Genomic DNA, 24,526 nt, shown 5'->3' with positions numbered 1-24,526 from the left:
CGCCCTACCGGAGCGCCGCGCGCACGGCGGACGCGAACGCGTCGCCACGGTGGGCGTAGCCGGTGAATTGGTCGAACGATGCGCCCGCCGGTGCCAGCAGGACGGTGTCACCGGGCTGCGCCATGGTTCGGGCGGCGGCCACCGCCGCGGTCATCACCGCGGTGCTCAGATCGTCACCGATTTGTTTCACTTCTGTCACATCTGCCCCAAGCACCACAGCAGTCGCATCCATACCAGCATCCTCGCCTGTCACAACGTGCAGGACGGGGACATCGGGCGCGTGTCGCGATAACGCCTTGGCAACCTCGTGCCGATCTCGGCCGATGAGCACCGCCCCGACCAGGCGGGACGCCATCCTGGCCACCTCGGCGTCCACCGACGCGCCCTTCAACAGGCCGCCGGCGATCCAGACCACGCGGGGGTAGGCCAGCACGGACGCCTCGGCGGCGTGCGCGTTGGTGGCCTTGGAGTCGTCGACATAGGTGATTCCGTCGGCGACTGCCACGACCTCGGCCCGGTGCCGGCCCAGCTGAAAGGCGGCGATCGCGGCCGCGATCGCCTCGGCCGGCACGTCGACGCAGCGCGCCAGCGCCGCGGCGGCCAGGGCGTCGAGCACCCCGACCGGCCCGGGCACCGGGATGGACTCGACCGGCAGCAGCGTCAGGTCATCGGCGAAGGCGCGGTCAACCAGCTGGCCGTCGCGCACGCCCAGCTCCCCCGCCGCCGGTTCGCCAAGCCGGAAGCCGACCCGGACCGGCGCTCGGGCGGTGTCCAGCAGCGCGGCCGCCCGGGCGTCGTCCAGGCCCACCACCGCCACCCGGCCGTCGAGCACCCGCGCCTTCGCCGCGGCGTAGGCCGCCAGGCTGCCGTGCCAGTCCAGGTGGTCTTCGGCGATGTTGAGCACCACACCGGCCTCGGGTTGCAGCGAAGGCGCCCAATGCAATTGGAAGCTCGACAGCTCGACGGCCAGCAGTTCGGCGGGTTTGTCCAGGACGTCGAGCACCGGGTCGCCGATGTTGCCACACAGCAGGCTGCGCCGGCCGCCGGCGGTCAGCATGGCGTGCAGCATCGACGTGGTGGTCGTCTTGCCGTTCGTCCCGGTCACCACCAGCCAGCGCCGCGGCGGGCCGTAGTGGCCCGCGGCGTCGAGGCGCCAGGCCAGTTCCACGTCGCCCCAGATCGGCACCCCGGCCGCCGCCGCGGCGACCAGCAGCGGCGTGGTCGGCGCGAAGCCGGGACTGGTGACCACCAGCGCGTACCGGGAGATCTGCTCGATGGCGGTCGAGGTGGACGTGGTCGCCATCCCCGCGTCGGCGTAGCCGCGCAGCCTGCCGGGGTCGTCGTCGCACAGTGTCGGGGTCGCGCCGAATCTCCTCAGCGCCGCCAGCACCGCCTTGCCGGTCACCCCGCCGCCGGCCACCAACACCGGCGCGCCCGGCGCCAGCGGTTCCAGCGGGGCCTCAAGACCGCTCATCAGGCACCTATCGCGCCCAGCCACTCACCGTAGAAGAGGGCCACGCCCAGCCCGCAGGCGATCGCGGTGAGCAGCCAGAAGCGGATGATGACCGTGGTCTCGGCCCAACCGGCCAATTCGAAGTGGTGATGAAAAGGCGCCATCCGGAACACCCGGCGCCCGGTGGTGCGAAACGTCAAGATCTGCAACACAACCGAGGTGACCTCGGCGACGAACAGCGAGCCCAGCACGACGGCCAGGATCTCGGTGCGGCTGGTGACCGAGAGGCCCGCGATGATGCCGCCCAGGGCCAGCGATCCGGTGTCGCCCATGAAGATCTTGGCGGGCGCGGCGTTCCACCACAAAAAGCCGATGCAGGCTCCTGCGGTGGCGGCCGCGACCAGCGCCAGGTCCAGCGGATCGCGCACGTTGTAGCAGCCCAGCCCGGGGGCGGTGACGCAGGCGTTGCGGTACTGCCAGAAGGTGATCAGCACGTAGGCGGCGGTGACCATCGCCATGCTGCCGGCGGCCAGCCCGTCCAGGCCGTCGGTGAAGTTGACCGCGTTGGACCAGGCGCTGACGACGACCACGCAGAACAACACGAACAGGGCCGGCGCCAGGGTGACCGTGGCGACCTCGCGCACGTACGACAGATCGGCGCTGGCCGGCGTCAGGCCGTTGCTGTTGTGGAACTGCAGCGCCAGCACGCCGAACAGCACCGCGGCCGCCACCTGCCCGATCGTTTTGGCCGTCTTGTTCAGGCCCAGGTTGCGTGACCTGCGGATCTTGATCAGGTCGTCGAGGAAGCCGACGCCGCCGAGCACGGTGGCCAGGCCGAGCACCAACAGACCCGACACCGTGACGCCTTCACCGTCGAAGGCCATCCCGGCCAGGTGCGTGCCCAGGTAGCCCGCCCAGATGCCGGCCAGAATGGCCACGCCGCCCATCGACGGCGTGCCCCGTTTGGCGTGGTGGGTCGGCGGACCGTCCTCGCGGGTGTGGTGGCCGAAGCCCTGGCGGGTGAACAACCGGATCAGCGCCGGGGTCAACAGGATCGATACGGTCAGCGCGACCGCGACGGCGATGAGGATCTGTCTCATGCGGGCGCCCCGCCCTGGGCTGCATCGTCACGGGCCAGGGCGTCGGCCAGCGCACCCAGCCCCGCCGAGTTCGACGCCTTGACCAGGACCACGTCGCCGGGCTGCACCTCGGCCCGCAGTAACGCCAGGGCGGCGTCGCTGTCGGCGACGTTGACGGCGCCTTTATCGGCTGCGCCCCAGGAACCCTCCATGACCGCTCCGTGGTGCATGGCGCTCATCGACCTCCCACTTCCCACGACAACGAGTCGAGACACATCTAAGCGCACGGCCAGCCGGCCGACGCGATCGTGCTCGGCGATGGCGTCCTCGCCCAGCTCAGCCATCTCGCCGAGCACCGCCCAGCTGCGGCGCTTTCCGGCGGGGCTTTGGCCGCCGCCCGCGCCCCCGCCGTGGGCGATCCAGGCCAGCGCCTGCAACCCGGCCCGCATCGAATCGGGGTTGGCGTTGTAGGCATCGTCGATGACGGTAACGCCGTCGGCACGGGTGGTGACCTGCATGCGGTGCCGTGACACCGGCCCCGCTCCGGCGAGCGTGGCCGCCACCTGTTCGAGGTCGGCCCCGCATTCCAGCGCGACCGCGGCCGCGCACAGCGCATTGCTCACCTGGTGATCGCCGTAGACGCCGAGTCGCACCGGCACCTGCGTCACCCCGGACTTCTCGCGCCGATGCAGCGTGAACCGCGGCCTGGCCAGCTCGTCCAGCGACACCGGCCCGGCCCACAGGTCGCTGGGGCCCGCGTGGGTGCGCTCGGCGCGGCTGACCCGGACCACCCGGGCGGCGGTCACCTCCGCCATGGCCGCGACCGCGGGATCGTCGGCATTGAGGATCACCACACCGGATGCGGGAACGGATTGCGGCAGTTCGGATTTCGTCCGGGCGATGGCTTCGCGTGAGCCGAACTCGCCCAGGTGCGCGGTGCCGACGTTGAGCACCACCCCGACCGACGGTGTGGCGATTTCGGCGAGCGCGGCGATGTTGCCGGGATGGCGGGCCGACATCTCCAGAACCAGGTAGTCGGTGTCGGCCGTCGCGCGCAGCACCGTCCAGGGGTGACCGAGTTCGTTGTTGAACGACCCGGGCGGGGCCACCACCTCGCCCAGCGGCTGGAGGACCGCGGCCACCAGGTCCTTGGTCGAGGTCTTCCCCGAGGATCCGGTGATGCCGACGATGGTCAGCCCACCGGCGACCAGTTCGGCGGCCACCGCCTGGGCCAGCTTGGCCAGCGCGCCGAGCACGGCGGCGCCGGACCCGTCGGCGTCGTGCTCGAGCACCCCGGCCGGCCCATGACCCGGCTGCGTCGCCGGCGGTTGTGGGGGCACCACGATGGCCGGGACGCCGACCGGTCGCGCGGCCAGGACGGCGACCGCACCGGCGGCGACGGCGGCTTCCGCATGGTCGTGTCCGTCGGTGCGGGCTCCAGGCAGCGCCAGGAACAGTCCGCCGGGTTTGACGGCGCGCGAGTCGAATTCGACCGTCCCGGTGACGTGACGTTGGGCGGCTTCCCGCGCCGAGATGCCGGACAGCGTGCCCCCGACGATGTCGGCGATCTGGGCGACGGTCAGGTCGATCATCGCGTCACCTTTCGGGGCCCCAAGGCCTCGCGCAGTGCATCGGCCAGCTCCACGCGGTCGTCGAACGGGCGGGTGTGCCCGCCCGCGCGCTGCCCGGTTTCGTGGCCTTTGCCGGCGATCAGCACCACGTCACCGGGGCCCGCCCAGGCGACAGCGCGCCTGATCGCGTCGCGCCGGTCGGCGACTTCGACAACCTCTGCCGCGCAGCCACTTTCGGTCGCGCCGGCCAGGATTTCCCGGCGAATCGAGGCCGGGTCCTCGCCGCGCGGATTGTCGTCGGTGACCACAACCAGGTCGGCCAGCTCGGCGGCGGTCGCGCCCATCGGCGCCCGTTTGCCCGGATCGCGTTCGCCGCCGGCGCCGAACACCACCGCCACGCGGCGACCCGGACGCGCCAGGGTGCTCAGCACCGCGCGCAGGGCGCCCGGCTTGTGGGCGTAGTCGACCAGCGCCAGAAAGTCCTGCCCGGCGTCGATCTCCTCCATGCGCCCCGGCACCCGGGTCTGCCGCAGGCCGGGCGCCGCCCGCTCCGGAGAAACCCCCACGGCGTCCAGAAGAGCCAGTGCCACAAGGCAATTGGCGACGTTGTAGTGCCCGGGCAGCGGAACCCCGACGTGGTGCCGAGCGCCGGCGGGGTCGACGACGGTGAATTGTTGTCCCGCGGCGCCCATCGGGGCCACGTCGACGGCGCGCCAGTGCGCGGGCCGGCCCTCGGCGCTGACGGTGACCGCGTCGCCGGCCCGAGCCGCCATGGCCTGCCCGGCCTCGTCGTCGACGCACACCACGGCGCGGCGCGCCCGCAGCGGCGAGCCCGGGTCGAACAGCATGGCCTTGGTGTCAAAGTAGTGTTCCATCGTCGGGTGAAAGTCGAGGTGGTCGCGCGACAGGTTGGTGAAGCCGCCGACCGCGAAGCCGGTTCCGTCCACCCGGCCCAATGCCAGCGCGTGGCTGGACACCTCCATCACGACGGTGTCCACCCCCCGTTCGGCCATCGCCGCCAGCATTGCCTGCAGGGCGGGCGCCTCCGGGGTGGTCAGTGCGCTGGGGATGTCGGCGCCGTCGATGCGGATGCCGATAGTGCCGATCAGCCCAACCGTGCGGCCGGCGGCGCGCAGACCGGATTCGACCAGGTATGTGGTGGTGGTCTTGCCGGAGGTGCCGGTGATGCCGATGACGGCCACCCGCTCGGACGGATTTCCATACACCGTGGCGGCCAGGCCGCCGAGCACGCTGCGCGGGACGGGGTGCACCAGCGTGGGCACGGTCGGGGCGCCGGCCGCGGTCATCTCGGCGACTCCGGCGGGATCGGTGAGCACCGCGACCGCGCCACGTTCGATCGCGTCGGCGGCGTAGCGCGCCCCGTGGGTCGTCAGGCCCGGCAACGCCGCGAACAGGTCACCCGGCCGCACGTCCTGGGCGCGCAGCGTCACGCCGGTGATGTTCACGTCGGGCAGCCTCACACCGCCGTCGGCCGGCGCCGCTTCGACCTGCGCCGCCAGGGCCGACAGCGGAACCCCGGCGACGGCGTCCGGACGCAACCCGGCGGGCACCGACACTGCTCATCACCTCCCGTTCGCCATGATCAGCCATGACACCCTACCGAGACGCGGCGGGCGAGGAGGATCCGCGCGCCGACGGTGCCCCCGGGCTGCTGCACGGAGGTCAGGGTCAGGTGGCCTGCAACGTCAGCGGCGGGCCTGGGTCCGGCGACAGCGGCACGTTCTCACGCTGCATGAGCCAGCCGGCGATGTTGTGGAACAGCGGGGCCGCCGAGTGGCCCGGCGTGCCGTCGGCGTTGCGCTCCGGGTTGTCCATCATGATGCCGATGACATACCGGGGATTGTCGACGGTCGCCATTCCGGCGAACGTGATCCAGTAGACGTTGTCGTAGTAGCAGCCGCAGGCCGGATTGATCTGCTGCGCGGTGCCGGTCTTGCCGGCCATCTGGTAGCCCGTCACCGCGCCGGCGGAGCCGGTGCCCTGCTGGTAACCCATCGGATCCTTCTGCACGACGGCGCGCAACATGTTGCGGACCGTCTGCGCCGTCTGCGGCGACACCACCCGCACGCCGTCCGGACGCGGCTCTTCGGTGCGCGTGCCGTCGGGGGCGATGGTGGCCTTGATGATCCGCGGCGGTATCCGCAGGCCGTCGTTGGCGATCGCCTGGTACATGCCGGTCATCTGCAACAGCGTCATCGAAAGGCCTTGGCCGATGGGCAGGTTCGAGAAGGTGCTGCCCGACCACTGGTCGATCGGCGGCACCAGCCCGGCGCTCTCTCCAGGCAGCCCCACGTTGGTGCGTTGCCCCAGGCCGAATTTGCGGACCATGTCGTAGAAGCGCTCCGGGCCGACGCGCTGGGCAAGCATCAAAGTGCCGACGTTGGACGACTTTCCGAACACGCCGGTGGTGGTGTAGGGCATCACGCCGTGATCCCACGCGTCGTGGATGGACACCCCGCCCATCTGGATGGTACCGGGAACCTGCAGCACCTCATCGGGGTTGGACAGGCCGTACTCGATGACCGAGGACGCGGTGATCACCTTGTTCACCGAGCCGGGCTCAAACGGCGAGGACACCGCCAGGTTGCCCAGCTGTTTGTCGCCCTGCCGCCCGATGTCCTGGGAGGGGTCAAAGGTGTTGTCGTTCGCCATGGCCAGCACTTCGCCGGTCTTCGCGTCCAGCACGACGGCCGAAACATTGTGCGCGCCAGACACGTTCTTGGCCTGCTGAACCTGCTGTTGCACGTAGAACTGGATGTCGTCGTCGAGGGTCAGCTGGACCATCGAGCCGTTGACCGCCCGGTGCCGATTGCGGTAACTGCCGGGGATGACCACACCGTCGGAGCCGCGGTCATAGGTGACCGCACCGTCGGTGCCCGACAGCACCGAGTCCATGGCCTCTTCCAGGCCCAGCAGGCCGTGACCGTCCCAGTCGATGCCGCCGACGATGTTGGCCGCCAGCGATCCGCCCGGATACTGGCGCAGATCCTGGCGTTCGGAGCCGACCTCGGGGTACTTGTCCGAGATCGCAGTGGCCACAGCGGGATCGACCGCGCGCGCGAGATACACGAAGTTGTCGTCGGTTTGCAGCTTCTTCAAGACGGCCGCCGCGTCCGGCTTGTTACCCAGGCGGCTGGAGACCTCTTTGGCTATATCGCGCAACCGCTGCTGTGGATCAGGGGCAGTCTTGTTCTTGGCCTTGGCTTCCTCCAGTTGCTTGCGGATCCGTTTCGGCTGAAACGTCAGCGCACGCGACTCGATGGTGAAGGCGAGCTGGTCGTTGCGGCGATCGATGATGCTGCCGCGCACCGCTTTTTCCACGTCGGTGACCTTGAGCTGGCCGGCGGCCTGGGCCCGCAGCGACGGGGCGTTGGTCACCTGCAGGACGAACAGCTGGGCGGCGGCCACCAGCATCAGCACCAGGATGACCACGTTGCCGGCCCGGTGCCGGAAGACGAATGATCCACCGCGGCTGGTCAACTCCACGATCTGGCGGGTGCGACGCTCGCGCGCCGGATGCCCGGCCGGCACCGCATCGGGCCGTTGCGCGGCCCCGCCGCTCTTGGCTTGCTTGGCCTTGCGGAATCGCTTGGGCTCTCGAGCGTCCCGGCCGGCGTCGGCCTGCTGCGGTTTCGCGCGGCGCTTGCGTTGCCGTATCCCCTTGCCGCCCAAGTCCTTACGGGGACCACGTGTCGGCCGTGCCGACTGCGACGGGCGGCCCCGCGGTGATTCTCCCCGGCTCACCTGGGCGCACCTGGCGGCGCGACGACCGCGGGCGCGGGCAGGCCGTTAGCCGGCGGGGCAGGGACCACGGGCTGGGCCGGCGGGGCGGGGACCACGGGCTGGGCCGGCGTCGCCGGGCGGCCCAACTGCAGCGGGACCGGGATCTCGGCGGGCAGCGGCGCGGGCAGCTGGCCAGGAGCCGGAATCGGCAGCCCGCCCAAGGGAATCGGCACTTCGGCGGGCACCGGAGCGGTCGCCGGGGCGGCCGGCATGGGCAAGCCCGGCGTCGGCAACGTTGGCAGCACGCCAGGCACCCGCCCGGTGACCGGGCCGGCGGGCATCCCGGGCAATGCACCCGTCGCCGGTCCGCCTGGCATGCCGGGCAGCGTACCCGTCACCGGCAGTCCCGGGCCGGCAGGCGCGCCGGGCGCCGGGGGCACCGCCGGCGGCAGGTGCTGACCGCCCACCGTCGACGCGCCGTCGGGGGCGCGCAGCAGCGCTTCGGGTCCGGACCTGGCCGGGGCCGGGTCGCCCGGGGCGGGCTCCACCCGGATCGACACCTCCGGCGGAGCGGCCGGGGGCTTGGGGAGCTGGGGTGCCTCGTCGGGAAGCTTGTTGTTCAGCGGCGGCGGCGGAACGCCGTCGGCCGGTTTGGGCGTGCCGACCACCACCCAGTTGCCGGACGGGTCCTGGACCAGGTGCGCGGTGTCCCTGCTCGGGATCATGCCCTGCTTGCGGGCCGCCTCCGCCAGCGCCGGGGCGGCCTCCGCCTCGCGCACGTCGCGCTCCAGCGCTTCCTTCTGCTGCTGCAGCAGCCGGGTGCGCTCCCGCGCGTGGCTCAACTTGTAGGAGCGCTCGGCAGAGTCGGTGGACAGCCACAGCGTGAGCCCGAGGCCGATGCCCAGCGCACCGATGATCAGCACGACGAACGGAACCTTGCTGGCCAATGTCCGCGGCCGCAGGTCGATCGATGCCAGCCGGGCGGCCAGCCGTTCGGTCAGCCGAGGACGAACAACCTTGGGCGCTTTGGCTTTCCGCGCCTTGGCCCGCGCCTTGGCCTGGCTGGTGCTCTTGGGCCTTGCCGGTCGCTCCGCCGGCCGGGCGATGGGGCTGGTCTGCGGCCCGGACTTGGGGGCGCGGGCTTCGCGGGTGGGCGCGGAGGCCCGGCCGCTTCGGGTGCGCCGCGCCGATCCGGACTCGGCCGCGGGACGACTGCGGCGCCGGGCAGATCCGTCGCGTCCGCCCCGACGGTCGCTGCTGCCGCGCCGTTTCGACGTCTCGCGCTCTGCTCTCATGCGTGGCCTTTCCCGCTCGCCTGCTGTGATTCCATTCGTTGCAGCGCCCGCAATCGCACTGCGGCACTGCGTGGATTGCGTTCGACCTCGGTGGCGTCGGCGCGTCCGGCGCCGTGTGTCAGGGACTGGAACCGCGGCTCGTGGCCGGGAAGCTCGACCGGCAGGTCCACCGGGGTGCGCGACGCGACCGCCTGCGCGAAGAGCCGCTTGACGATTCGGTCCTCCAGCGACTGGTAGGCCATCACCACGATGCGCCCGCCGACCGCCGTGGCGTCCAGGGCGGCCGGCAGCGCACGGCGCAGCGTGTCCAGTTCGTCGTTGACGGCGACCCGCAGCGCCTGGAACGTGCGCTTGGCCGGATGCCCGCCGGTGCGCCGCGCCGCGGCCGGAATCGCTTCGTAGAGCAGGGCTACCAGGTCCGATGTCGACGTGAACGGCTCGCGGGCGCGCCGGCGCACGATGTGTGCGGCGATGCGGCGCGCGAACCTTTCCTCGCCGTAGCGGTGCAAGATGTCCGCCAGTTCCGCCTCGTCGTAGGTGTTGACGATGTCGGCGGCGGTCAGCGGCGACGACGGGTCCATCCGCATGTCCAGCGGGGCGTCCTGGGCGTAGGCGAAACCCCGCTCGGCGCGGTCCAGCTGCATGGACGACACACCCAGGTCGAATAGCATTCCGTCCACCGATTCGGTTGCGGCATAACCGGATTCGGTCAGCGCCGCCGCGATACCGTCGTAGCGGGTGTGCACCAGCGTGATTCGGTCGGCGAACGGCGCCAGCCTTTGCCGGGCGATGTCCAGTGCGCTGGGATCGCGGTCGAGTCCGATCAGCCGCAGGCCCGGCAGGTCGGTGAGGAATCGTTCCGCGTGCCCGCCCGCGCCGAGGGTGGCGTCCAGCAGCGTCGCCCCGGACCCGTCGGGGTGGTGGCGGGTCAGCGCGGGCGTGAGCAGCTCGACGCAGCGTTCCAGCAGGACGGGGATGTGCCCGTAATCGTCGGAACTCGAATTGTCAGCCACCGCAACGCCTCCACGGATCTGCCGGCACCCGTCGGCCACCCGGGCCGCCATCGGACGGATCCCGGCGCCGCGTCGGGTTTGTGCCGCCCGGCCGGGCCTTACCAGCTGCCCGGGAGTTTGGGCAGCCCCTGCATCGAGGTCTCTGACCGAAGTCGCGAACCTGGCGTTGGGGAAGTACGCCAGGGTCGGTTCGGGCAGAGGCCACGTTGCACGGGCATGCGCCTCAAATGATGTCGCCGAGTGCTTCATCGCTGGCCGCGGAGAAGTTCTCTTCGTGGGTCTGCTGGTAGTCCTGCCAGGCCTGCGCATCCCAGATCTCCAGGTTGTCGATCGCTCCGATCACCACGCAGTCCTTCGAGAGGTTCGCGTAGCGCCGGTGATCGGCCGACAACGTGATGCGGCCCTGCGCGTCGGGATGCTGCTCGTCGGTGCCGGCGGCGAGGTTGCGGAGAAACGCCCGGGCCTCGGGGTTGCTGCGCGAGGCCCTGCTCGCGCGACGGGCCAGTTGCTCGAATTCCGCCCGCGGGTAGACGGCGAGGCTGTGGTCCTGGCTCTTGGTGACCATCAATCCCCCTGCCAGTGCGTCGCGGAACTTGGCGGGCAGCGTGAGCCGCCCCTTGTCGTCGAGTTTGGGCGTGTAGGTGCCGAGAAACACCAGCTCACCTCCCCTATGGGGTCACCCAAACACTGCAGCCACCATACCCCACAATCCCCCACTACGCCCCATTCTTGGAGTCTCGTCGTGGCGATTTCGGGGTTATCCGTCGTCAGGACGTCGCCAATGCCGCCAAAGGGGTGTGTCGCGGCGGCGTCCGGACGCGCTCCGAGCCGTCAGCCAAGGCAGCTCTACCAGGCGAAACGCCCATGGTGGGGCGTAGTGGGGAACTTTAGTGGGGCGTGGTGGGGCTTAACTGCCGCAAAGCGCCTCGGTTCGGGCTCGATTGAGCTGCAAAACGGCATCGGCGGTTGCGCGGCTGCCCAGATCCACCGCCGGCACACCGGGAACACCGGGCCGGGCCGTGCACAAAAAAATCGGGGTAGCCGGCCGGCTACCCCGAGTGTGCGGATGCGCTCAGTCGTCGAAGCGGCGGCGGAACCGGTCCTCCATGCGGCTGGTGAACGAACCCCCGCCCTTGTTGCGGCGCTGACGCAGCGAAGTGGGCGCCGGGCCGGAATGATCGGGCCTGCCGGACAACCGGGGACCGGTGATCGCGAAGATCACCCCGCCGAACATGACGATGAAGCCGAAGACGCTGAGGATCGGGAAGTTTCCGATCATCGTTGCCTTGAACGCCACCCCCGACACCAGCATGGCCAGACCGATGACGAACAGCGCCACACCCTGCAGCCGCCGACGGGCGGTAGGTGCGCGAAACCCGCCGCCGCGGACACTCGACGCGAATTTGGGGTCCTCGGCGTAGAGAGCGCTCTCGATCTGATCGAGCATCCGCTGCTCATGATCGGAGAGTGGCATTCGTCCCTCCTTGCCGACTGTTGGGCACGTGACTATCGGTACCACGCGGATGCCCGTTGCGGGGGCAACTAATTGAATGATACGAGGTCAATCTGCCCCATACCACTGGTTCGGCGCCGATTCTATCCCGGCCGCCCTCCGACACCCTGATAGACCGGAACGGCCGTGCGCTACAACCGGCTTCCCGCACCCGGGCGGCTCGTCGGTGCGGTGCCACGACCGCTCGTCGGGCCGCCGCACCCGGGTCCGATAATGGGCGATAGCGGCCCATCCCACAGCGACCACACCGAGGCGCCGCCCGAGCCTGGATCACGATGAGGAGGAGGAGACCGCGAGTTGGCGATATTCCTCATCGATCTGCTTCCCGACGACATGGAGCGCCGCCTGGGTGACGCCCTGGCGGTGTACGTCGACGCGATGCGCTACCCGCGCGGCACCGAGAACCAGCGCGCCGCAATGTGGCTGGAACACATCCGGCGACGCGGCTGGCAGGGGGCCGGCGTCGTCGAAACCGAGGAAGCCGAAGACGCAGGCGCACAACCGCCCTCGACGGAAGCCCTGGCCAACGCCCCTTTGCTCGGGGTGGCTTACGGTTACCCCGGCGCGCCCGGGCAGTGGTGGCAGCAACAGGTGGTGCTGGGCATGCAGCGCGGCGGCTCGCCGCCGCAGGAGATCTCACGGCTGATGAACAGCTACTTCGAGCTGACCGAGCTGCACATCCATCCCCGGGCCCAGGGCCGCGGTCTCGGCGAGGCACTGGCCCGGCGGCTGCTCGCCGGTCGCGCCGAGCAGAACGTGCTGCTTTCCACGCCGGAAACCAACGGCGAGGCCAACCGCGCCTGGCGGTTGTACCGGCGGCTGGGTTTCACCGACATCATCCGCGGCTACCACTTCGCCGGCGACCCGCGGGCATTTGCGATCCTGGGCCGCAAGCTGCCCCTGTAACGCCCGAACCCGGCACACATCGGAAGACTCCACTAAGTGGCACATCGGATCTGGCACGATGACCTGGTGCGAGCCAGCTCTCCCCCGCCCCGCAGCCGAGGATCCCGAGCGATTCGGGCTCGGCGGCGCCGCCTGACCGCCATCGCGATGCTGCTGCTCATTGTGCCGCTGGCCACCGGCTGCCTGCGGGTCCGGGCCTCACTCACCATCTCCCCCGATGACCTGGTGTCCGGTGAGATCGTCGCCGCCGCCAAACCCAAGACGCCCAAGGACACCGGCCCCCAACTGGACAGCAACAACCTGCCGTTCAGCCAGAAGGTGGCGGTGTCGAACTATGACAGCGACGGCTACGTCGGCTCGCAGGCGGTGTTCTCCGACCTGACGTTCGCGGAGCTGCCGCAGCTGGCCAACATGAACTCCGACGCCTCCGGGGTCAACCTGACGCTGCGCCGCAACGGCAACCTGGTGATTTTGGAAGGCCGGGCGGATCTGACCTCGCTGACCGATCCCGAGGCCGACGTCGAGCTGACCGTGGCCTTCCCCGGCGTGGTGACCTCCACCAACGGCGACCGGGTCGAACCCGACGTGGTGTCGTGGAAGCTGAAACCCGGCGTGGTGGGCACCATGACCGCCCAGGCCCGCTACACCGACCCCAATACCCGGTCGTTCACCGGAGCGGTGGTGTGGCTGTGCATCGCGTCGTTCGCGGCCGCCGGTGTGGTGGGGCTGCTGGCCTGGGTCAGCAGGGACCGGTCACCGCGGCTGACCGCGCCGCGCGACCAGCCGCCGCCCGGCTAGCCAGGGGTCGGTGACCAGTAGGCCAGCATCTCGGCGAACGTCTGGAAGGCCGGCCCGGAGTTCCCGTAGGTCGCCTCGAGGTGGACGCTCAGCGGGAAGCCGAGTTCGCCGACGCCGTCGATGACGCGTTTGTACAGGTCCACCATCTGCTGGCGCTTCTGCGCCGGTTCGGCGGCGGCCAGCTTCTTGACGAACTCCTGCTCCTTGGCCACCGCCGGATTACCCGGGTCCTGGATCAGCCAGTTGATCAGTCCGACCCGGCTCTCCATCTTCGGTACGAAACCGAACGACAACAGAATTTCCGGGCGGTGATCGGTCTGGCGGGCGAATTCCCGCAGGAAGCCCACGATTGCGTCGGAGTACAACAGCTGGGTCATCCCGTAGGTGGCGCCCCGGTCGCACTTGAAGTTGAACCTGCCCTGTTCGCCGTCGCGGGTGGGGATCAGGATGACGCCGCGGTTGGTCACCAGCTCGCGGTAGATCGACAGGGCATCGGTGGGAGCGACGCCGGAGCCCTCGCCGTCGTTCATCGTGCGCGGCACGCCGACGAAGACCACGCCTTCCATGCCGGCCGACGTCAGCTCGGTCAGCCGCGCGCGCAGCGACGGCTCGTCCATGAACGCGGTGACCTGAGTGCACAGGCCTTTGATGCCGGGCAGTTCCGGCTTGACGACCGACCAGAAGTCGAGCACGTCCAGCTTCGGCTTCATCTGAATGGGACGGTCATCGTCCTCGGCGATGATCCCCGGAATCATCACGTGCCGGATCCGGCCGTCCAGGCCGGCCTCGGCCGAATTCCGCACCACTTTGTGCGCCTCTTCGGTTGCCCGCTCCCGGCCTTCGTCGGCATTCGGCGGCACCAGTTCGAGCGCAATGGTGTTGAGGGTCACGCGGCTTCTCTCCATCTGACGACTATTGGCCCGGGGCGACTGATGGCCGCGCAGTGTTGGCGCGAGCCCCGGCGCATCCGCCAGCATAGGGGCGAGTTAATGAGGCAGGCGAAGCAACTGGGTCCGCCCGCCGGGGTCATCTGCGAACCAACACGGGCGGCACGGCGAATACACTGGTCGGGCCTGGAACACCCAGCCAGCCGAGCAGAAAGGGGCGCCGCGCTGAGCCTAGGAGCTTCAGAAGCAGCGGCAACCGTCGAGTTGACCGGCGCCATCACCGAGCAGTTGCGGCGGTACCTGCATGACCGGCGCACCGAGACCGCGTACATCGGCGACGACTACGGCGGTCTGATCGCCGCGCTGGAAGATTTCGTGCTCAACGGGGGCAAGCGGCTCCGGCCCGCGTTCGCCTATTGGGGCTGGCGCGCCGTGACCGACGAAGCCCCCGATGAGCAAGTGCTGCTGCTGTTTTCCGCACTCGAGCTGCTGCACGCCTGCGCGCTGGTGCACGACGACGTGATCGACGACTCCTCCACCCGCCGGGGCCGGCCGACCACGCACGTCCGGTTCGCGACGCTGCACCGCGACCGGCACTGGCAGGGCTCGCCGGAGCAGTTCGGGATGTCGGCCGCCATCCTGCTCGGCGACCTGGCACTGGCCTGGGCCGACGACATCGTCTTCGGCGTCGAGTTGCCCCCGCAGGCAGCGCGGCGGGTGCGACGGGTGTGGGCCAACATCCGCACCGAGGTGCTCGGCGGGCAGTACCTCGACATCGTCGCCGAGGCCAGCGCGGCCTCGTCGATCGCCTCGGCGATGAACGTGGACACCTTCAAAACCGCCTGCTACACCGTGTCCCGGCCGCTGCAGCTCGGGGCGGCCGCCGCGGCCGAGCGGCCCGACGTCCACGACGTCTTCGGCCAGTTCGGGACGGATCTGGGGGTGGCGTTTCAGCTGCGCGACGACGTGCTGGGGGTTTTCGGTGACCCCGCGGTGACCGGCAAGCCGTCCGGGGACGATCTGCGATCGGGCAAGCGCACCGTGCTGCTGGCCGAGGCGGTGGAGTTGGCGGAGCAGTCAGACCCGGTGGCAGCCAACCTGTTACGGACCTCGATCGGAGCACAGCTGACCGACGCGCAAGTGGAACAGCTGCGCGAGGTCATCGAGTCGGTGGGCGCCCTGGCCGCGGCCGAACAACGGATCGCCGCGCTGACCCAGCGGGCCCTGGCCGCGCTGGCGGCCGCACCCATCAACACCGCCGCCAAAGCGGGCCTGTCCGAATTGGCCAAGCTGTCCACGAACCGGTCCGCCTGAACCGATGACGACGCCCACGGACACCTCGGCAGCGGATTCGCCACCGGCCAAACCCGCTCGCGGCGAACGGCTTTCCCAGCTGAGAGCATTCCTGGCCGCCGGTGACTCCCGTCCGGCGAAGCTGGGCATGCTGGGATCGGTGCTGATCACCCTGGGCGGTCTGGGTGCCGGCAGCACCCGCCAGCACGACCCGCTGCTGGAGTCGATACACATGTCCTGGTTGCGTTTTGGCCACGGCCTGGTGCTGTCGTCGATCGTGTTGTGGACCGGCGTCGGCCTGATGCTGATCGCGTGGCTGGGTCTGGGCCGCCGGGTGCTGGCCGGCGAGGCGAGCGAGTTCGCCATGAAAGCGACCACCGGGTTCTGGCTGGCGCCGTTGCTGGTGTCGGTGCCGGTCTTCAGCCGGGACACCTATTCGTATCTGGCGCAGGGCGCGCTGCTGCGTGACGGTCTGGACCCGTACGCGGTGGGCCCGGTCGCCAACCCGAACAGCCTGCTGGACAACGTGAGTCCCATCTGGTCCATCACGACCGCACCCTACGGCCCGGTGTTCATCCTGGTGGCGAAGGTCATCACCATCGTGGTGGGCAACAACGTGGTGGCGGGCACCGCGCTGCTGCGGCTGTGCATGCTGCCCGGCCTGGTGCTGCTGATCTGGGCGACGCCCCGCGTGGCGCGCCATCTGGGCGCCGACGGTGCGACGGCGCTGTGGACCTGCGTGCTCAATCCCCTGGTGCTCATCCACCTGATGGGCGGGGTGCACAACGAGATGCTGATGGTGGGCTTGATGGCCGCCGGTATCGCGCTGACGTTCGGGGGCCGCCACGCCGCGGGCATCACGCTGATCACGGTGGCCATCGCGGTCAAAGCCACCGCGGGCATCGCTCTGCCCTTCCTGGTTTGGGTGTGGATGCGGCATCTGCGCGATCGCCGGGAATATCGGCCGGTGGCAGCGTTTTTCGCCGCCACGGCGTTATCGCTGCTGATCTTCGTCGCGGTCTTCGCGATCGTGTCCGCGGCGGCCGGGGTCGGCCTGGGCTGGCTGACCGCGCTGGCCGGATCGGTGAAGATCATCAACTGGCTGACCGTACCCACCGCGGCCGCCAACCTGATCCACGCGATCGGCAGCGGGTTTTTCCCGGTGAGCTTCTATCCGATCCTGCGCGTCACCCGGCTGATCGGCATCGCGGTCATCGCGGTGTCGCTGCCGCTGTTGTGGTGGCGGTTCCGCCGCGACGACCGGGCAGCGCTTACCGGCATCGCGTGGTCGATGCTGATCGTGGTGCTGTTCGTGCCGGCCGCCCTGCCCTGGTACTACTCGTGGCCGCTGGCGATCGTGGCGCCGCTGGCGCAGTCCCGACGCGCCCTGGCGATCATCGGCGCCCTGTCGACCTGGGTGATGGTGATCTTCAAACCCGATGGCTCGCACGGCATGTACTCGTGGCTGCACTTTTCGCTGGCCACCGCGTGCGCGCTGATCGCCGGGTACGCCCTGTACCGGGTTCCGGAGGGGCAAGCCGAGCCGGCCGACGCCGCCGCCGGATGAGCGAACGGGCTCAGTAGGCCATCGCTTGCGCCCGGCGCACGACCTCCCGCGCCTGGTGGGCGTGCAGGGCATCGACGGGGCGGGCGTTGTTGAGGGCGTCGCGGCTGCCATCGCGGGTGACCGTCAGCGAGGGGTCCCGGGTGAACAACCAGCGCACGATCTCGGTGTCGTGGTAGCCACCGTCATGCAGGATCGTCAACAGCCCCGGCAGGCTTTTGACCACCTCACCGGACTTGGTGAAGAACACCTGCGGTACCACCAGGCCCTCGCCGCGCCGGACCGCAACCAGGTGGCCCTCGCGGAGTTGCTGGTGCACCTTGGTGACCGGCACCCCCATCAATTCGGCGACCCGCCTCAGGTCGTAAATCGGCTCGTCGGGTTCTAGCACATCGTCGCCGGCAGGAATACTGCTCATCCGGGCAAGTGTATGCCTAGATGCCCGGGTTGAGCCCGTGTTCTACCGGCCAACCACGGCCACGCACCTACGATGGCCCGGTGGCCAAAGCTGAACCGCCCGGCCCTCCCCCGCGCGCGGGCGGGACCCCGGCCTCGGGCCGGCCCGGCCCGCCTCGTCGCCGGCCCGAAGCCGGGCCGGTCGATCCGTTGCACAACATGTTGCTGGACGGCCGCTACCTGGTGCAGTCCAGGATCGCCAGCGGCGGCACGTCGACGGTGTACCGCGGCCTGGACACCCGGCTCGACCGCCCGGTCGCGGTGAAGGTGATGGATTCCCGCTATGCCGGCGACGAGCAGTTCCTGACCCGCTTTCAGCGCGAGGCGCAAACCGTGGCCCGGCTGAAGGACCCCGGGCTGGTCGCGGTCTATGACCAGGGCTTGGACGCCCGGCACCCGTTTCTGGTGATGGAGCTCATCGAGGGTGGCACGCTCCGCGAGCTGCTGAGCGAGCGCGGGCCCATGCCGCCGTATGCCGTGGCGGCGGTGCTTCGTCCGGTGCTGGGCGGGCTGGCCGCCGCGCACCGGTCCGGTCTGGTGCATCGCGACGTCAAGCCCGAGAACGTGCTGATCTCCGACGACGGCGAGGTGAAGATCGCCGATTTCGGGTTGGTCCGGGCCGTCGCGGCCGCCGGAATCACCTCCGCCAGCGTGATTTTGGGCACCGCGGCCTACCTGTCGCCCGAGCAGGTGCGCGACGGTGACGCCAGTCCGCGCAGCGACGTCTACTCCGCGGGCATCATGACCTACGAGTTGCTGACCGGGCGCACACCGTTCACCGGCGATTCGGCGTTGTCGCTGGCCTACCAGCGACTGGACACCGACGTGCCGCCGCCCGGCGCGGTCATCGACGGCGTGCCCGCACAGTTCGACGAATTCGTCGAGCGGGCGACGGCCCGCGACCCGGCCGAACGGTACGCCGACGCGATCGAGATGCGCGCCGATCTCGACGCGATCGCCGAAGAGCTTGCGCTGCCGAACTTTCGGGTGCCGGCGCCCCGCAACTCGGCACAACACCGGTCGGCGGCGCTGCAGCGTGGCCAGTCCACCCAGCAGCCGCCCACCACGGCGCAGCCCGCGCCGCCCAGCCCGGCGCCGGTGCGGCAGCCCACTCGCCAGATGACGCGGGGCCTGCAGGACTGGCCGGAGCCGCAGCGGTCCCCGCAGACCGACGACGAGCCCGAGGATGACTACGAATACGAGCCGGTTTCAGGCGAATTCGCGGGCATCCCGATCAGCGAATTCGTGTGGGCGCGCCAGCACAACCGGCGCATGGTGCTGGTGTGGGTGGCGCTGGTGCTGGCTATCACCGGTCTGGTCGCCACCGCGGCGTGGACCGTCGGAAGCAACCTGGACGGTCTGCTGTAGCCGGGCGGTGAGCCGGCAAGAACCTGCCGCGACCGGGGATCAACCCGCTGCACTGCCGACAACACGATCTTAAAGTAATCACAAAGTTCTCTTATTTTTCTTATTTTTGGTGTACCGTACTTCTGCATGGGTCCGACAATGCAAGGCGTCGACTCGCCGAACCGGCTCGGCGAGCACGCAGTCGTACTGGGTGCCGGAATGGCGGGTTTGCTTGCCGCGCGCGTGCTTTCGGAGTTCTACGATTCGGTCAGTGTGGTCGAGCGGGACAGGTTGCCCGACTACCCGTGCCACCGCCGGGGCATCCCCCAGGGCCGGCACGTGCACAACTTCTATAGCCGCGGCCTGCAGGTGTTGGACGAATTGTTTCCCGGCCTGCTCGATGACCTGGCCAGGGCCGGGGCGGTCGTCGTCGACAACGGGGATCTGTCGAATTTCTACGTGCGCAGCGGGCGCTACGAGCTGAAAAGCTCGGGCGCGTTCGCCGATCCGGGCGCTTTGGCGCTCCATATGACGACCCGGCCGTTCATGGAGTTCCACCTGCGCCGGCGCGTCAAGGCCCTGCCCAATGTCACGTTCCTCGACGGGCACGACTTGTCCGAACTCCTCACCACCGCGGACATCGTCAACGGCGTGCGAATTGCCGGGCGCTACAACGGTTTTCCCACGACTCTGGACGCCGATCTGGTGGTGGACGCCATGGGGCGCGGGGCGCGCACCCCGGCCTTTCTGGAGAGCCTGGGTTACCAGCGGCCAACCGAGGACCGGACGGTAGCCAGATCCGGTTACGCGAGCCAACAATTGAGCATTCCCGACGGATCCATCGCCCAGCGATTGGTGCTGTTCAACCCCTGGGGCGGCAGGCCGGGGGGCTTGTTGGTGGCCAACGAGCACGACACCTGGATGCTGGCGATCGGGGTGCCGGCCGACACTGGCGAGCCGCCAACCGATTTCGCCGCGATGCTGGCGATGGCCGAGCCGTCCCTACCCCCGGCCATCGTCGAGGGCCTGTGCGGTGCGTACCCCATCGGGGAAGCCGTGATCTATCACCACGCCGCCGCGACCTGGCGACGCTACGATCAGCTGGCCGAATTCCCGTCCGGACTGCTGGTGATCGGCGACGCGATATGCAGTCTGGATCCCACCTACGGCCAAGGCATGACGATCGCCGCGCTGGAAGCTCTGACCCTGCGCGATTGTCTGCTGGCGGGCGATGCTCAACTGGCACAGCGCTTTTTTCGGGCGACGGCCCGCTACATCGGCGAGACGTGGGCCGCCAATCAGGCCAGAGACCGGCTCACGTCCCGCGCGCACCGCCCGCGCGGGATGCGGCAGCGGCTTGAACGCTGGATATCCAGAGCGGCATTGAACGCCTCGACCCGCGACGTCGTCCTCACCGAACGCTTCTTTCGAGTGTCCAACTTCGTCGACCCGCCGTCGCGACTGCGAGATCCCGCTCTGCTACCCCGCATCGTGTGGGGCAACCTGCGAGCCCGGTTCGCGCACCAGCGAAGTCACGCGGTCAAGGCTCCGATCGCGCCGCCGAGCCCGCAGCCGGAGCGGCTTACGGCGCTCCGCTAGTTGTTCTGACCTGACAGGTTAGGTACGCGGGTGGCGGGTGGTTGGCCGCCGAGTGCAGTGTGGCCGCGGTGGTGATTGTAGGTGTGTAGCCAGATGGGGAACTGTTCGCAGCGTTCGGTGTCGCTGGTGTAGAGGCGGGCATAGGCCCATTCGTCAGCCAAGGTCCGGTGGAATCTCTCCACTTTGCCGTTGGTTTGAGGGCGATAGGGGCGGGTCCTGCGGTGTTCGATGTCATCTAGGGCATCGCGGAATGCCTGGGATCGGTAACAGGAACCGTTGTCTGTCAGCACTTTCCGAACAGTGATGCCGCATTGGTTGAACCAGCTGTTAGCGCGTGTCCAAAACGCGGCGGCGGTGTCTTTGCGTTCGTCGGTCAAGATCTCGCTGTAGACGAGCCGTGAGTGCCCGTCTAAGGCGGTATGCAGGAAATGGTGCCCACGCAAGGGATGACGGTACTTACTCGATAGCCCCGAACTCTTGTCGGCCTGAGCGTTGCGGTTGCCGACGGTGCGGCCCAGCATCCGCCAGCCACCGCCGGCCGGGATCTTGCCCAGTTTCTTGACATCGACATGGACCAAATCACCGGGCTTGACGGATTCGATACGACGAATGACACGCCCAGTCGGGCGATCCAGCCAGCGCAGTTTGGCCAATCCGTAGCGGGTCAACACGCGGTGCACGGTCGAGGGGTGAATGCCCAGCAGGTAACCAATACGCGCGGGTCCCCAGCGTCGCAGGACGCGAATTTTGATGATCCGCCGCTCGATGCGTGCAGGCGTGCGATTCGGGCTGCGGTGCGGCCGTGAGCTGCGATCAACCATCCCCGCTAAGCCGTGGTTGCGATAACGGTGGGCCCAGCGGGCCGCCGTGGTGGGCGACACCTGGAACCGCTCGGCGGCCCGGCGCAGCGGCCAACCGTCTTCGACAACACAACGGGCCAGCCTTAGTCGACCGGTTTCTGACAAGGGGGCATTACGGTGGGACACGAAGACCTCCGAAGTGAGTGGTGCGTTCCTTGACAGCTCGCACTTCACTCGGAGGTCTTCGCTATGTCACCACGCCACGCCGTCCCTAACGTCTGTGGTCAGAACAGCTAGTCGCGCAGCATCTCAGCGACGAGGAAGGCCAACTCCAGCGACTGCTGGGTGTTAAGCCTTGGGTCGCAAGCGGTTTCGTAACGTCCGGCCAGGTCGGTGTCGGAAATGGCTTGCGCCCCGCCCAGGCATTCGGTGACGTTTTCGCCGGTGATCTCGACGTGGATGCCGCCCGGGTGGGTGCCCAGTGCGCGGTGCACCTCGAAGAAGCCCTGCACCTCGTCGACGATGCGGTCGAAGTGACGGGTCTTGTAGCCGTTGGACGACTCATGGGTGTTGCCGTGCATCGGGTCGCACTGCCAGATCACCCGATGGCCGGTGGCCTGGACCTTCTCCACGATCGGAGGCAGCAGATCGCGGACCTTGTTGTTGCCCATCCTGCTCACCAAGGTCAGCCGGCCGGGCTTGTTGTGCGGATCCAGCCGCTCGACGTATTCGACGGCCAGTTCCGGAGTGATCGTCGGGCCGATCTTGACGCCGATCGGGTTGGCGATCACTTCGGCGAAGGCAACGTGCGCGCCGTCGAGCTGGCGGGTCCGCTCGCCGATCCACACGGTATGCGCCGACAGGTCATACAGCTGCGGTTCGCCGCTGTCGCTTTCGGACAGGCGCAGCATCGACCGCTCGTAGTCGAGCACCAAAGCCTCATGGCTGGCGTAGATCTCGGCGGTCTGCAGGTTGCGGTCGGCCACCCCGCAGGCGCTCATGAAGCGCAAACCGCGGTCGATCTCGGTGGCCAGCGCCTCGTAGCGGGCGCCCGCCGGCGAGGTCCGGACGAATTCCCGGTTCCAGTCGTGCACCAGGTGCAGCGAGGCCAATCCCGAAGACGTCAGCGCCCGAACCAGGTTCATGGCGGCGCTGGCGTTGGCGTAGGCGCGCACCAACCGCGACGGGTCGTGCTCGCGCACCGCGGCGTCGGGGGCGAAGCCGTTGACCATGTCGCCGCGGTAGGACTTCAACCCCAGCGCGTCGATGTCGGCCGAGCGCGGCTTGGCGTACTGGCCGGCGATGCGGGCCACCTTGACCACCGGCAGGCTCGAGCCGTAGGTCAGCACCACCGCCATCTGCAGCAGGGTGCGCACGTTGCCGCGAATGTGGGGCTCGGTGTTCTCGGTGAACGTCTCCGCGCAGTCGCCGCCCTGCAGTAGGAACGCCTCACCCCGGGCCACCTGGGCCAGCTGCTCTTGCAGCCGGACGATCTCCGACGGCACCGTCACCGGGGGCACACTCTCCAGGACCGTGCGCATCGCCGACGCCTGGTCGGCAGGCCAGCTGGGCTGCTGGGCGGCCGGTTTGGCCAGTGCGGCGTCCAACCGCGTCCGCAGATCGGTCGGCAGCGGCGGCAGCGGCGGCAGCTGATCGATCGGGATGTCCACGGTCCAGTTCATCGGTTCATCTTAACCGGGGCGCGGCCGCCCCAGGTCAGGGTTGATCTGCGGGAACGCGGCTAGGTGGACACGTCCCAGCGCGCCGCCTCACTCCCCGGCGGTGATGAGCCGGTATCTGCGGAGCTGATCACGCGCGTCCACCAGTGCGTCGTGCGCATCGGACGGCCGGGGCGGCATCCGCGGGCTGCCCCGGTCTTCCCACAGTTGCCGCAGCTCACGGGTGAAACGGGGAATGGACCGCGGCAACTCCGGCATGGTCCCCCACAACTGGCACAACGCCACATGGTCGTAGGCCGCCACCCACGCCCACAGCTCGATCGGCTCAGCGGGCTCCTGCCCGGCACTCACCCCGAAGAAGCTTTCCAGGTCTTCCCGGATCTGGCGCCGGGAGCGCCACAGCTGCGACGCCGGCGGCGGCAACTTGGGCAGCACGTTGGCGCGCACCCAGGGCCCGGCGCGCTCGGGGTCGAACTCGGTGGACACCGCGTAGTACTCGCGGCCGTCTTCGGCGGCCACCCCGATCGAGATCAACTCGATGGTGCGGCCGTCCTCGATGAATTCGGTGTCGTAGAAATACCGCACCCGACGAAGCCTAGGTATCCGGGTCAGCGGCTGATCAAGATGGGCCCGGTGGGCGCCGGCGCGGGGTGGATCTCCTGGTCCAGCGTGGCGTCGACCGTGCGTTCGTCGGGCAACCGCGGTGTGCCGGCGATGGCGCACTGCAGGTACAGCTTGGCCCGCACCACCGGTCGGCGCAGCCTCCGCTCGCGTTGCAGTGCGCGGCGCATCTTGTCCGGCTGCGTGGAGTATCGCCACCGGGCCCACGGGGCGTGCGGGCGCGACAGCCGGACCGCGCCGATGACCAGCAGGATGACCAGGAACATGCCCAGCAGGCCGGTCCACACCTTGCCCTTGAGCACCACCACGACCGCCAGCGGCAGCGTCAACGCCATGGCACCGGCCACCACGGCCCGCAGCGCCGTCGAGCCGGCGCCGTGCCACATCGGCAGAAAGAACATCAGCGGGTGCAGGCCCATCATCAGCAGCCCGGCAACCGCCACCGCGGCGAACACCGCGTCCACCGAGGTGCGGCCGTCCTCGGACCAGTACACGTCGGACAGGTGCAGGATGAGCGCGTACTCGTCCAGGACCAGGGCGGCCCCGATTCCGAAAAGTGTTGCTGCAACGATGAATTCGGGCTCATGACCGTCGAGGGACAGCGTTACCAGCATCAGCCCGGACAGCAGGGTGAGCACCACCCCGAAGGTCACGTGGTGAATGTGCACCCCGCCGATGTGGACGTTGCGTGGGTGCCACCACCGCGCGGGCCGACCGGTGTCGGCGCGGTGGCGGATGAACCGCACGGACGTTCGGGTGACGAAAAAGGTGAGGATGAAGGCGACCAGGCAGCACAGCAGCGGCAGGTGGCCACTGGCGTGCACATCGTGTGCAAACCATCGGGTCACCTCGACCACGAACGAATCGAGCACTCTTGAAACGTACGCCTGTGGGCGCCGGGCTCGTGG

General features: G+C 69.3%; 21 protein-coding genes. 6 read left to right on the top strand and 15 right to left on the bottom strand.

The window, feature by feature from the left end:
* Positions 1-4 precede the first annotated feature (4 nt).
* The 9 genes from murD to ACIUM1_RS25535 form a co-directional block, all read right to left on the bottom strand.
* Entirely contained in the window at positions 5-1,474 is a 1,470-nt protein-coding gene (murD, locus tag ACIUM1_RS25575) for a UDP-N-acetylmuramoyl-L-alanine--D-glutamate ligase (RefSeq protein WP_406815253.1), read from the bottom strand.
* Entirely contained in the window at positions 1,474-2,553 is a 1,080-nt protein-coding gene (gene mraY, locus ACIUM1_RS25570; RefSeq protein ID WP_406815252.1) for a phospho-N-acetylmuramoyl-pentapeptide-transferase, read from the bottom strand. Before mraY ends, murD begins: the two co-directional genes overlap by 1 nt.
* Positions 2,550-4,124, bottom strand: coding sequence for a UDP-N-acetylmuramoyl-tripeptide--D-alanyl-D-alanine ligase (gene murF / locus ACIUM1_RS25565; protein WP_406815251.1), 1,575 nt, complete (start codon positions 4,122-4,124; stop codon positions 2,550-2,552). The genes mraY and murF overlap by 4 nt, the downstream gene beginning before the upstream one ends.
* On the bottom strand, positions 4,121-5,680 hold the full coding sequence (locus tag ACIUM1_RS25560; protein WP_406815250.1) for a UDP-N-acetylmuramoyl-L-alanyl-D-glutamate--2,6-diaminopimelate ligase: 1,560 nt from the start codon (positions 5,678-5,680) through the stop codon (positions 4,121-4,123). The genes murF and ACIUM1_RS25560 overlap by 4 nt, the downstream gene beginning before the upstream one ends.
* 112 nt (positions 5,681-5,792) lie before the next feature.
* Entirely contained in the window at positions 5,793-7,868 is a 2,076-nt protein-coding gene (locus ACIUM1_RS25555; RefSeq protein ID WP_406815249.1) for a peptidoglycan D,D-transpeptidase FtsI family protein, read from the bottom strand.
* A complete protein-coding gene (locus ACIUM1_RS25550) occupies positions 7,865-9,142 on the bottom strand; it encodes a hypothetical protein (protein WP_406815248.1) in 1,278 nt (425 codons plus the stop codon). Before ACIUM1_RS25550 ends, ACIUM1_RS25555 begins: the two co-directional genes overlap by 4 nt.
* Positions 9,139-10,404 carry a 16S rRNA (cytosine(1402)-N(4))-methyltransferase RsmH gene (gene rsmH, locus ACIUM1_RS25545; protein WP_406815247.1) on the bottom strand — a complete coding sequence of 422 codons (1,266 nt, stop codon included), beginning with the start codon at positions 10,402-10,404 and terminating at the stop codon, positions 9,139-9,141. The genes ACIUM1_RS25550 and rsmH overlap by 4 nt, the downstream gene beginning before the upstream one ends.
* On the bottom strand, positions 10,379-10,810 hold the full coding sequence (gene mraZ, locus ACIUM1_RS25540; protein ID WP_406815246.1) for a division/cell wall cluster transcriptional repressor MraZ: 432 nt from the start codon (positions 10,808-10,810) through the stop codon (positions 10,379-10,381). The genes rsmH and mraZ overlap by 26 nt, the downstream gene beginning before the upstream one ends.
* 417 nt (positions 10,811-11,227) lie before the next feature.
* Positions 11,228-11,629, bottom strand: coding sequence for a DUF3040 domain-containing protein (locus ACIUM1_RS25535; protein WP_077092306.1), 402 nt, complete (start codon positions 11,627-11,629; stop codon positions 11,228-11,230).
* A gap of 336 nt (positions 11,630-11,965) precedes the next feature.
* Between ACIUM1_RS25535 and ACIUM1_RS25530 the strand changes: the two genes are divergently transcribed.
* Positions 11,966-12,574: a GNAT family N-acetyltransferase gene (locus tag ACIUM1_RS25530; RefSeq protein ID WP_406815245.1), complete on the top strand. Its 609-nt coding sequence runs from the start codon at positions 11,966-11,968 to the stop codon at positions 12,572-12,574.
* A 147-nt stretch (positions 12,575-12,721) separates the two neighbouring features.
* A complete protein-coding gene (locus ACIUM1_RS25525; protein ID WP_406817866.1) occupies positions 12,722-13,372 on the top strand; it encodes an LppM family (lipo)protein in 651 nt (216 codons plus the stop codon).
* On the opposite strand, the gene ACIUM1_RS25520 is transcribed toward ACIUM1_RS25525, so the two are convergent.
* Complete coding sequence (locus tag ACIUM1_RS25520; protein ID WP_406817865.1) at positions 13,369-14,262, bottom strand: mycobacterial-type methylenetetrahydrofolate reductase; 894 nt, start codon at positions 14,260-14,262, stop codon at positions 13,369-13,371. The genes ACIUM1_RS25525 and ACIUM1_RS25520 overlap by 4 nt on opposite strands.
* A gap of 261 nt (positions 14,263-14,523) precedes the next feature.
* Between ACIUM1_RS25520 and idsA2 the strand changes: the two genes are divergently transcribed.
* The gene (gene idsA2, locus ACIUM1_RS25515; RefSeq protein ID WP_406815244.1) at positions 14,524-15,573 is read left to right on the top strand and encodes a bifunctional (2E,6E)-farnesyl/geranyl diphosphate synthase; all 1,050 of its coding nucleotides are present in this window, start codon (positions 14,524-14,526) and stop codon (positions 15,571-15,573) included.
* 4 nt (positions 15,574-15,577) lie between these two features.
* On the top strand, positions 15,578-17,119 hold the full coding sequence (locus ACIUM1_RS25510; protein ID WP_406815243.1) for an alpha-(1->6)-mannopyranosyltransferase A: 1,542 nt from the start codon (positions 15,578-15,580) through the stop codon (positions 17,117-17,119).
* Positions 17,120-17,129: 10 nt separating this feature from the next.
* Here ACIUM1_RS25510 and ACIUM1_RS25505 read toward each other — a convergent pair whose 3' ends face one another.
* Positions 17,130-17,534, bottom strand: coding sequence for an Rv2175c family DNA-binding protein (locus tag ACIUM1_RS25505; RefSeq protein ID WP_406815242.1), 405 nt, complete (start codon positions 17,532-17,534; stop codon positions 17,130-17,132).
* 197 nt (positions 17,535-17,731) lie between these two features.
* Between ACIUM1_RS25505 and ACIUM1_RS25500 the strand changes: the two genes are divergently transcribed.
* Positions 17,732-18,940, top strand: a complete 1,209-nt coding sequence (locus tag ACIUM1_RS25500) for a protein kinase domain-containing protein (RefSeq protein ID WP_406817864.1) — start codon at positions 17,732-17,734, stop codon at positions 18,938-18,940.
* Positions 18,941-19,066: 126 nt separating this feature from the next.
* Positions 19,067-20,518: an FAD-dependent oxidoreductase gene (locus ACIUM1_RS25495; RefSeq protein ID WP_406815241.1), complete on the top strand. Its 1,452-nt coding sequence runs from the start codon at positions 19,067-19,069 to the stop codon at positions 20,516-20,518.
* Here the strand turns inward: ACIUM1_RS25495 and ACIUM1_RS25490 are convergent.
* From ACIUM1_RS25490 to ACIUM1_RS25475, 4 genes are all read right to left on the bottom strand, one after another.
* Complete coding sequence (locus tag ACIUM1_RS25490; RefSeq protein WP_406817863.1) at positions 20,515-21,504, bottom strand: IS481 family transposase; 990 nt, start codon at positions 21,502-21,504, stop codon at positions 20,515-20,517. The genes ACIUM1_RS25495 and ACIUM1_RS25490 overlap by 4 nt on opposite strands.
* 107 nt (positions 21,505-21,611) lie before the next feature.
* A complete protein-coding gene (locus ACIUM1_RS25485; protein WP_406815240.1) occupies positions 21,612-23,000 on the bottom strand; it encodes a class II 3-deoxy-7-phosphoheptulonate synthase in 1,389 nt (462 codons plus the stop codon).
* A gap of 87 nt (positions 23,001-23,087) precedes the next feature.
* Positions 23,088-23,582, bottom strand: coding sequence for a polyadenylate-specific 3'-exoribonuclease AS (locus ACIUM1_RS25480; protein WP_406815239.1), 495 nt, complete (start codon positions 23,580-23,582; stop codon positions 23,088-23,090).
* 23 nt (positions 23,583-23,605) lie between these two features.
* The gene (locus tag ACIUM1_RS25475) at positions 23,606-24,490 is read right to left on the bottom strand and encodes a hypothetical protein (RefSeq protein WP_406815238.1); all 885 of its coding nucleotides are present in this window, start codon (positions 24,488-24,490) and stop codon (positions 23,606-23,608) included.
* Between the last annotated feature and the right edge of the window lie 36 nt (positions 24,491-24,526).

This window comes from Mycobacterium sp. M23085 (assembly GCF_045343915.1).
In the GTDB taxonomy this organism is placed as follows: Bacteria; Actinomycetota; Actinomycetes; order Mycobacteriales; family Mycobacteriaceae; genus Mycobacterium.
Note: the sequence above shows the minus strand (reverse complement) of the source record. Positions and strands in the feature narration are given on the sequence as shown.

What these genes read in the sequence shown, in the direction of transcription:
- murD (WP_406815253.1), bottom strand. Translation starts at nt 1,474, where the DNA reads ATGAGCGGTCTTGAGGCCCCGCTGGAACCGCTGGCGCCGGGCGCGCCG.
- mraY (WP_406815252.1), bottom strand. Translation starts at nt 2,553, where the DNA reads ATGAGACAGATCCTCATCGCCGTCGCGGTCGCGCTGACCGTATCGATC.
- murF (WP_406815251.1), bottom strand. Translation starts at nt 4,124, where the DNA reads ATGATCGACCTGACCGTCGCCCAGATCGCCGACATCGTCGGGGGCACG.
- ACIUM1_RS25550 (WP_406815248.1), bottom strand. Translation starts at nt 9,142, where the DNA reads ATGAGAGCAGAGCGCGAGACGTCGAAACGGCGCGGCAGCAGCGACCGT.
- rsmH (WP_406815247.1), bottom strand. Translation starts at nt 10,404, where the DNA reads ATGAAGCACTCGGCGACATCATTTGAGGCGCATGCCCGTGCAACGTGG.
- ACIUM1_RS25535 (WP_077092306.1), bottom strand. Translation starts at nt 11,629, where the DNA reads ATGCCACTCTCCGATCATGAGCAGCGGATGCTCGATCAGATCGAGAGC.
- ACIUM1_RS25525 (WP_406817866.1), top strand. Translation starts at nt 12,722, where the DNA reads ATGCTGCTGCTCATTGTGCCGCTGGCCACCGGCTGCCTGCGGGTCCGG.
- ACIUM1_RS25510 (WP_406815243.1), top strand. Translation starts at nt 15,578, where the DNA reads ATGACGACGCCCACGGACACCTCGGCAGCGGATTCGCCACCGGCCAAA.
- ACIUM1_RS25505 (WP_406815242.1), bottom strand. Translation starts at nt 17,534, where the DNA reads ATGAGCAGTATTCCTGCCGGCGACGATGTGCTAGAACCCGACGAGCCG.
- ACIUM1_RS25500 (WP_406817864.1), top strand. Translation starts at nt 17,732, where the DNA reads ATGTTGCTGGACGGCCGCTACCTGGTGCAGTCCAGGATCGCCAGCGGC.
- ACIUM1_RS25495 (WP_406815241.1), top strand. Translation starts at nt 19,067, where the DNA reads ATGGGTCCGACAATGCAAGGCGTCGACTCGCCGAACCGGCTCGGCGAG.
- ACIUM1_RS25485 (WP_406815240.1), bottom strand. Translation starts at nt 23,000, where the DNA reads ATGAACTGGACCGTGGACATCCCGATCGATCAGCTGCCGCCGCTGCCG.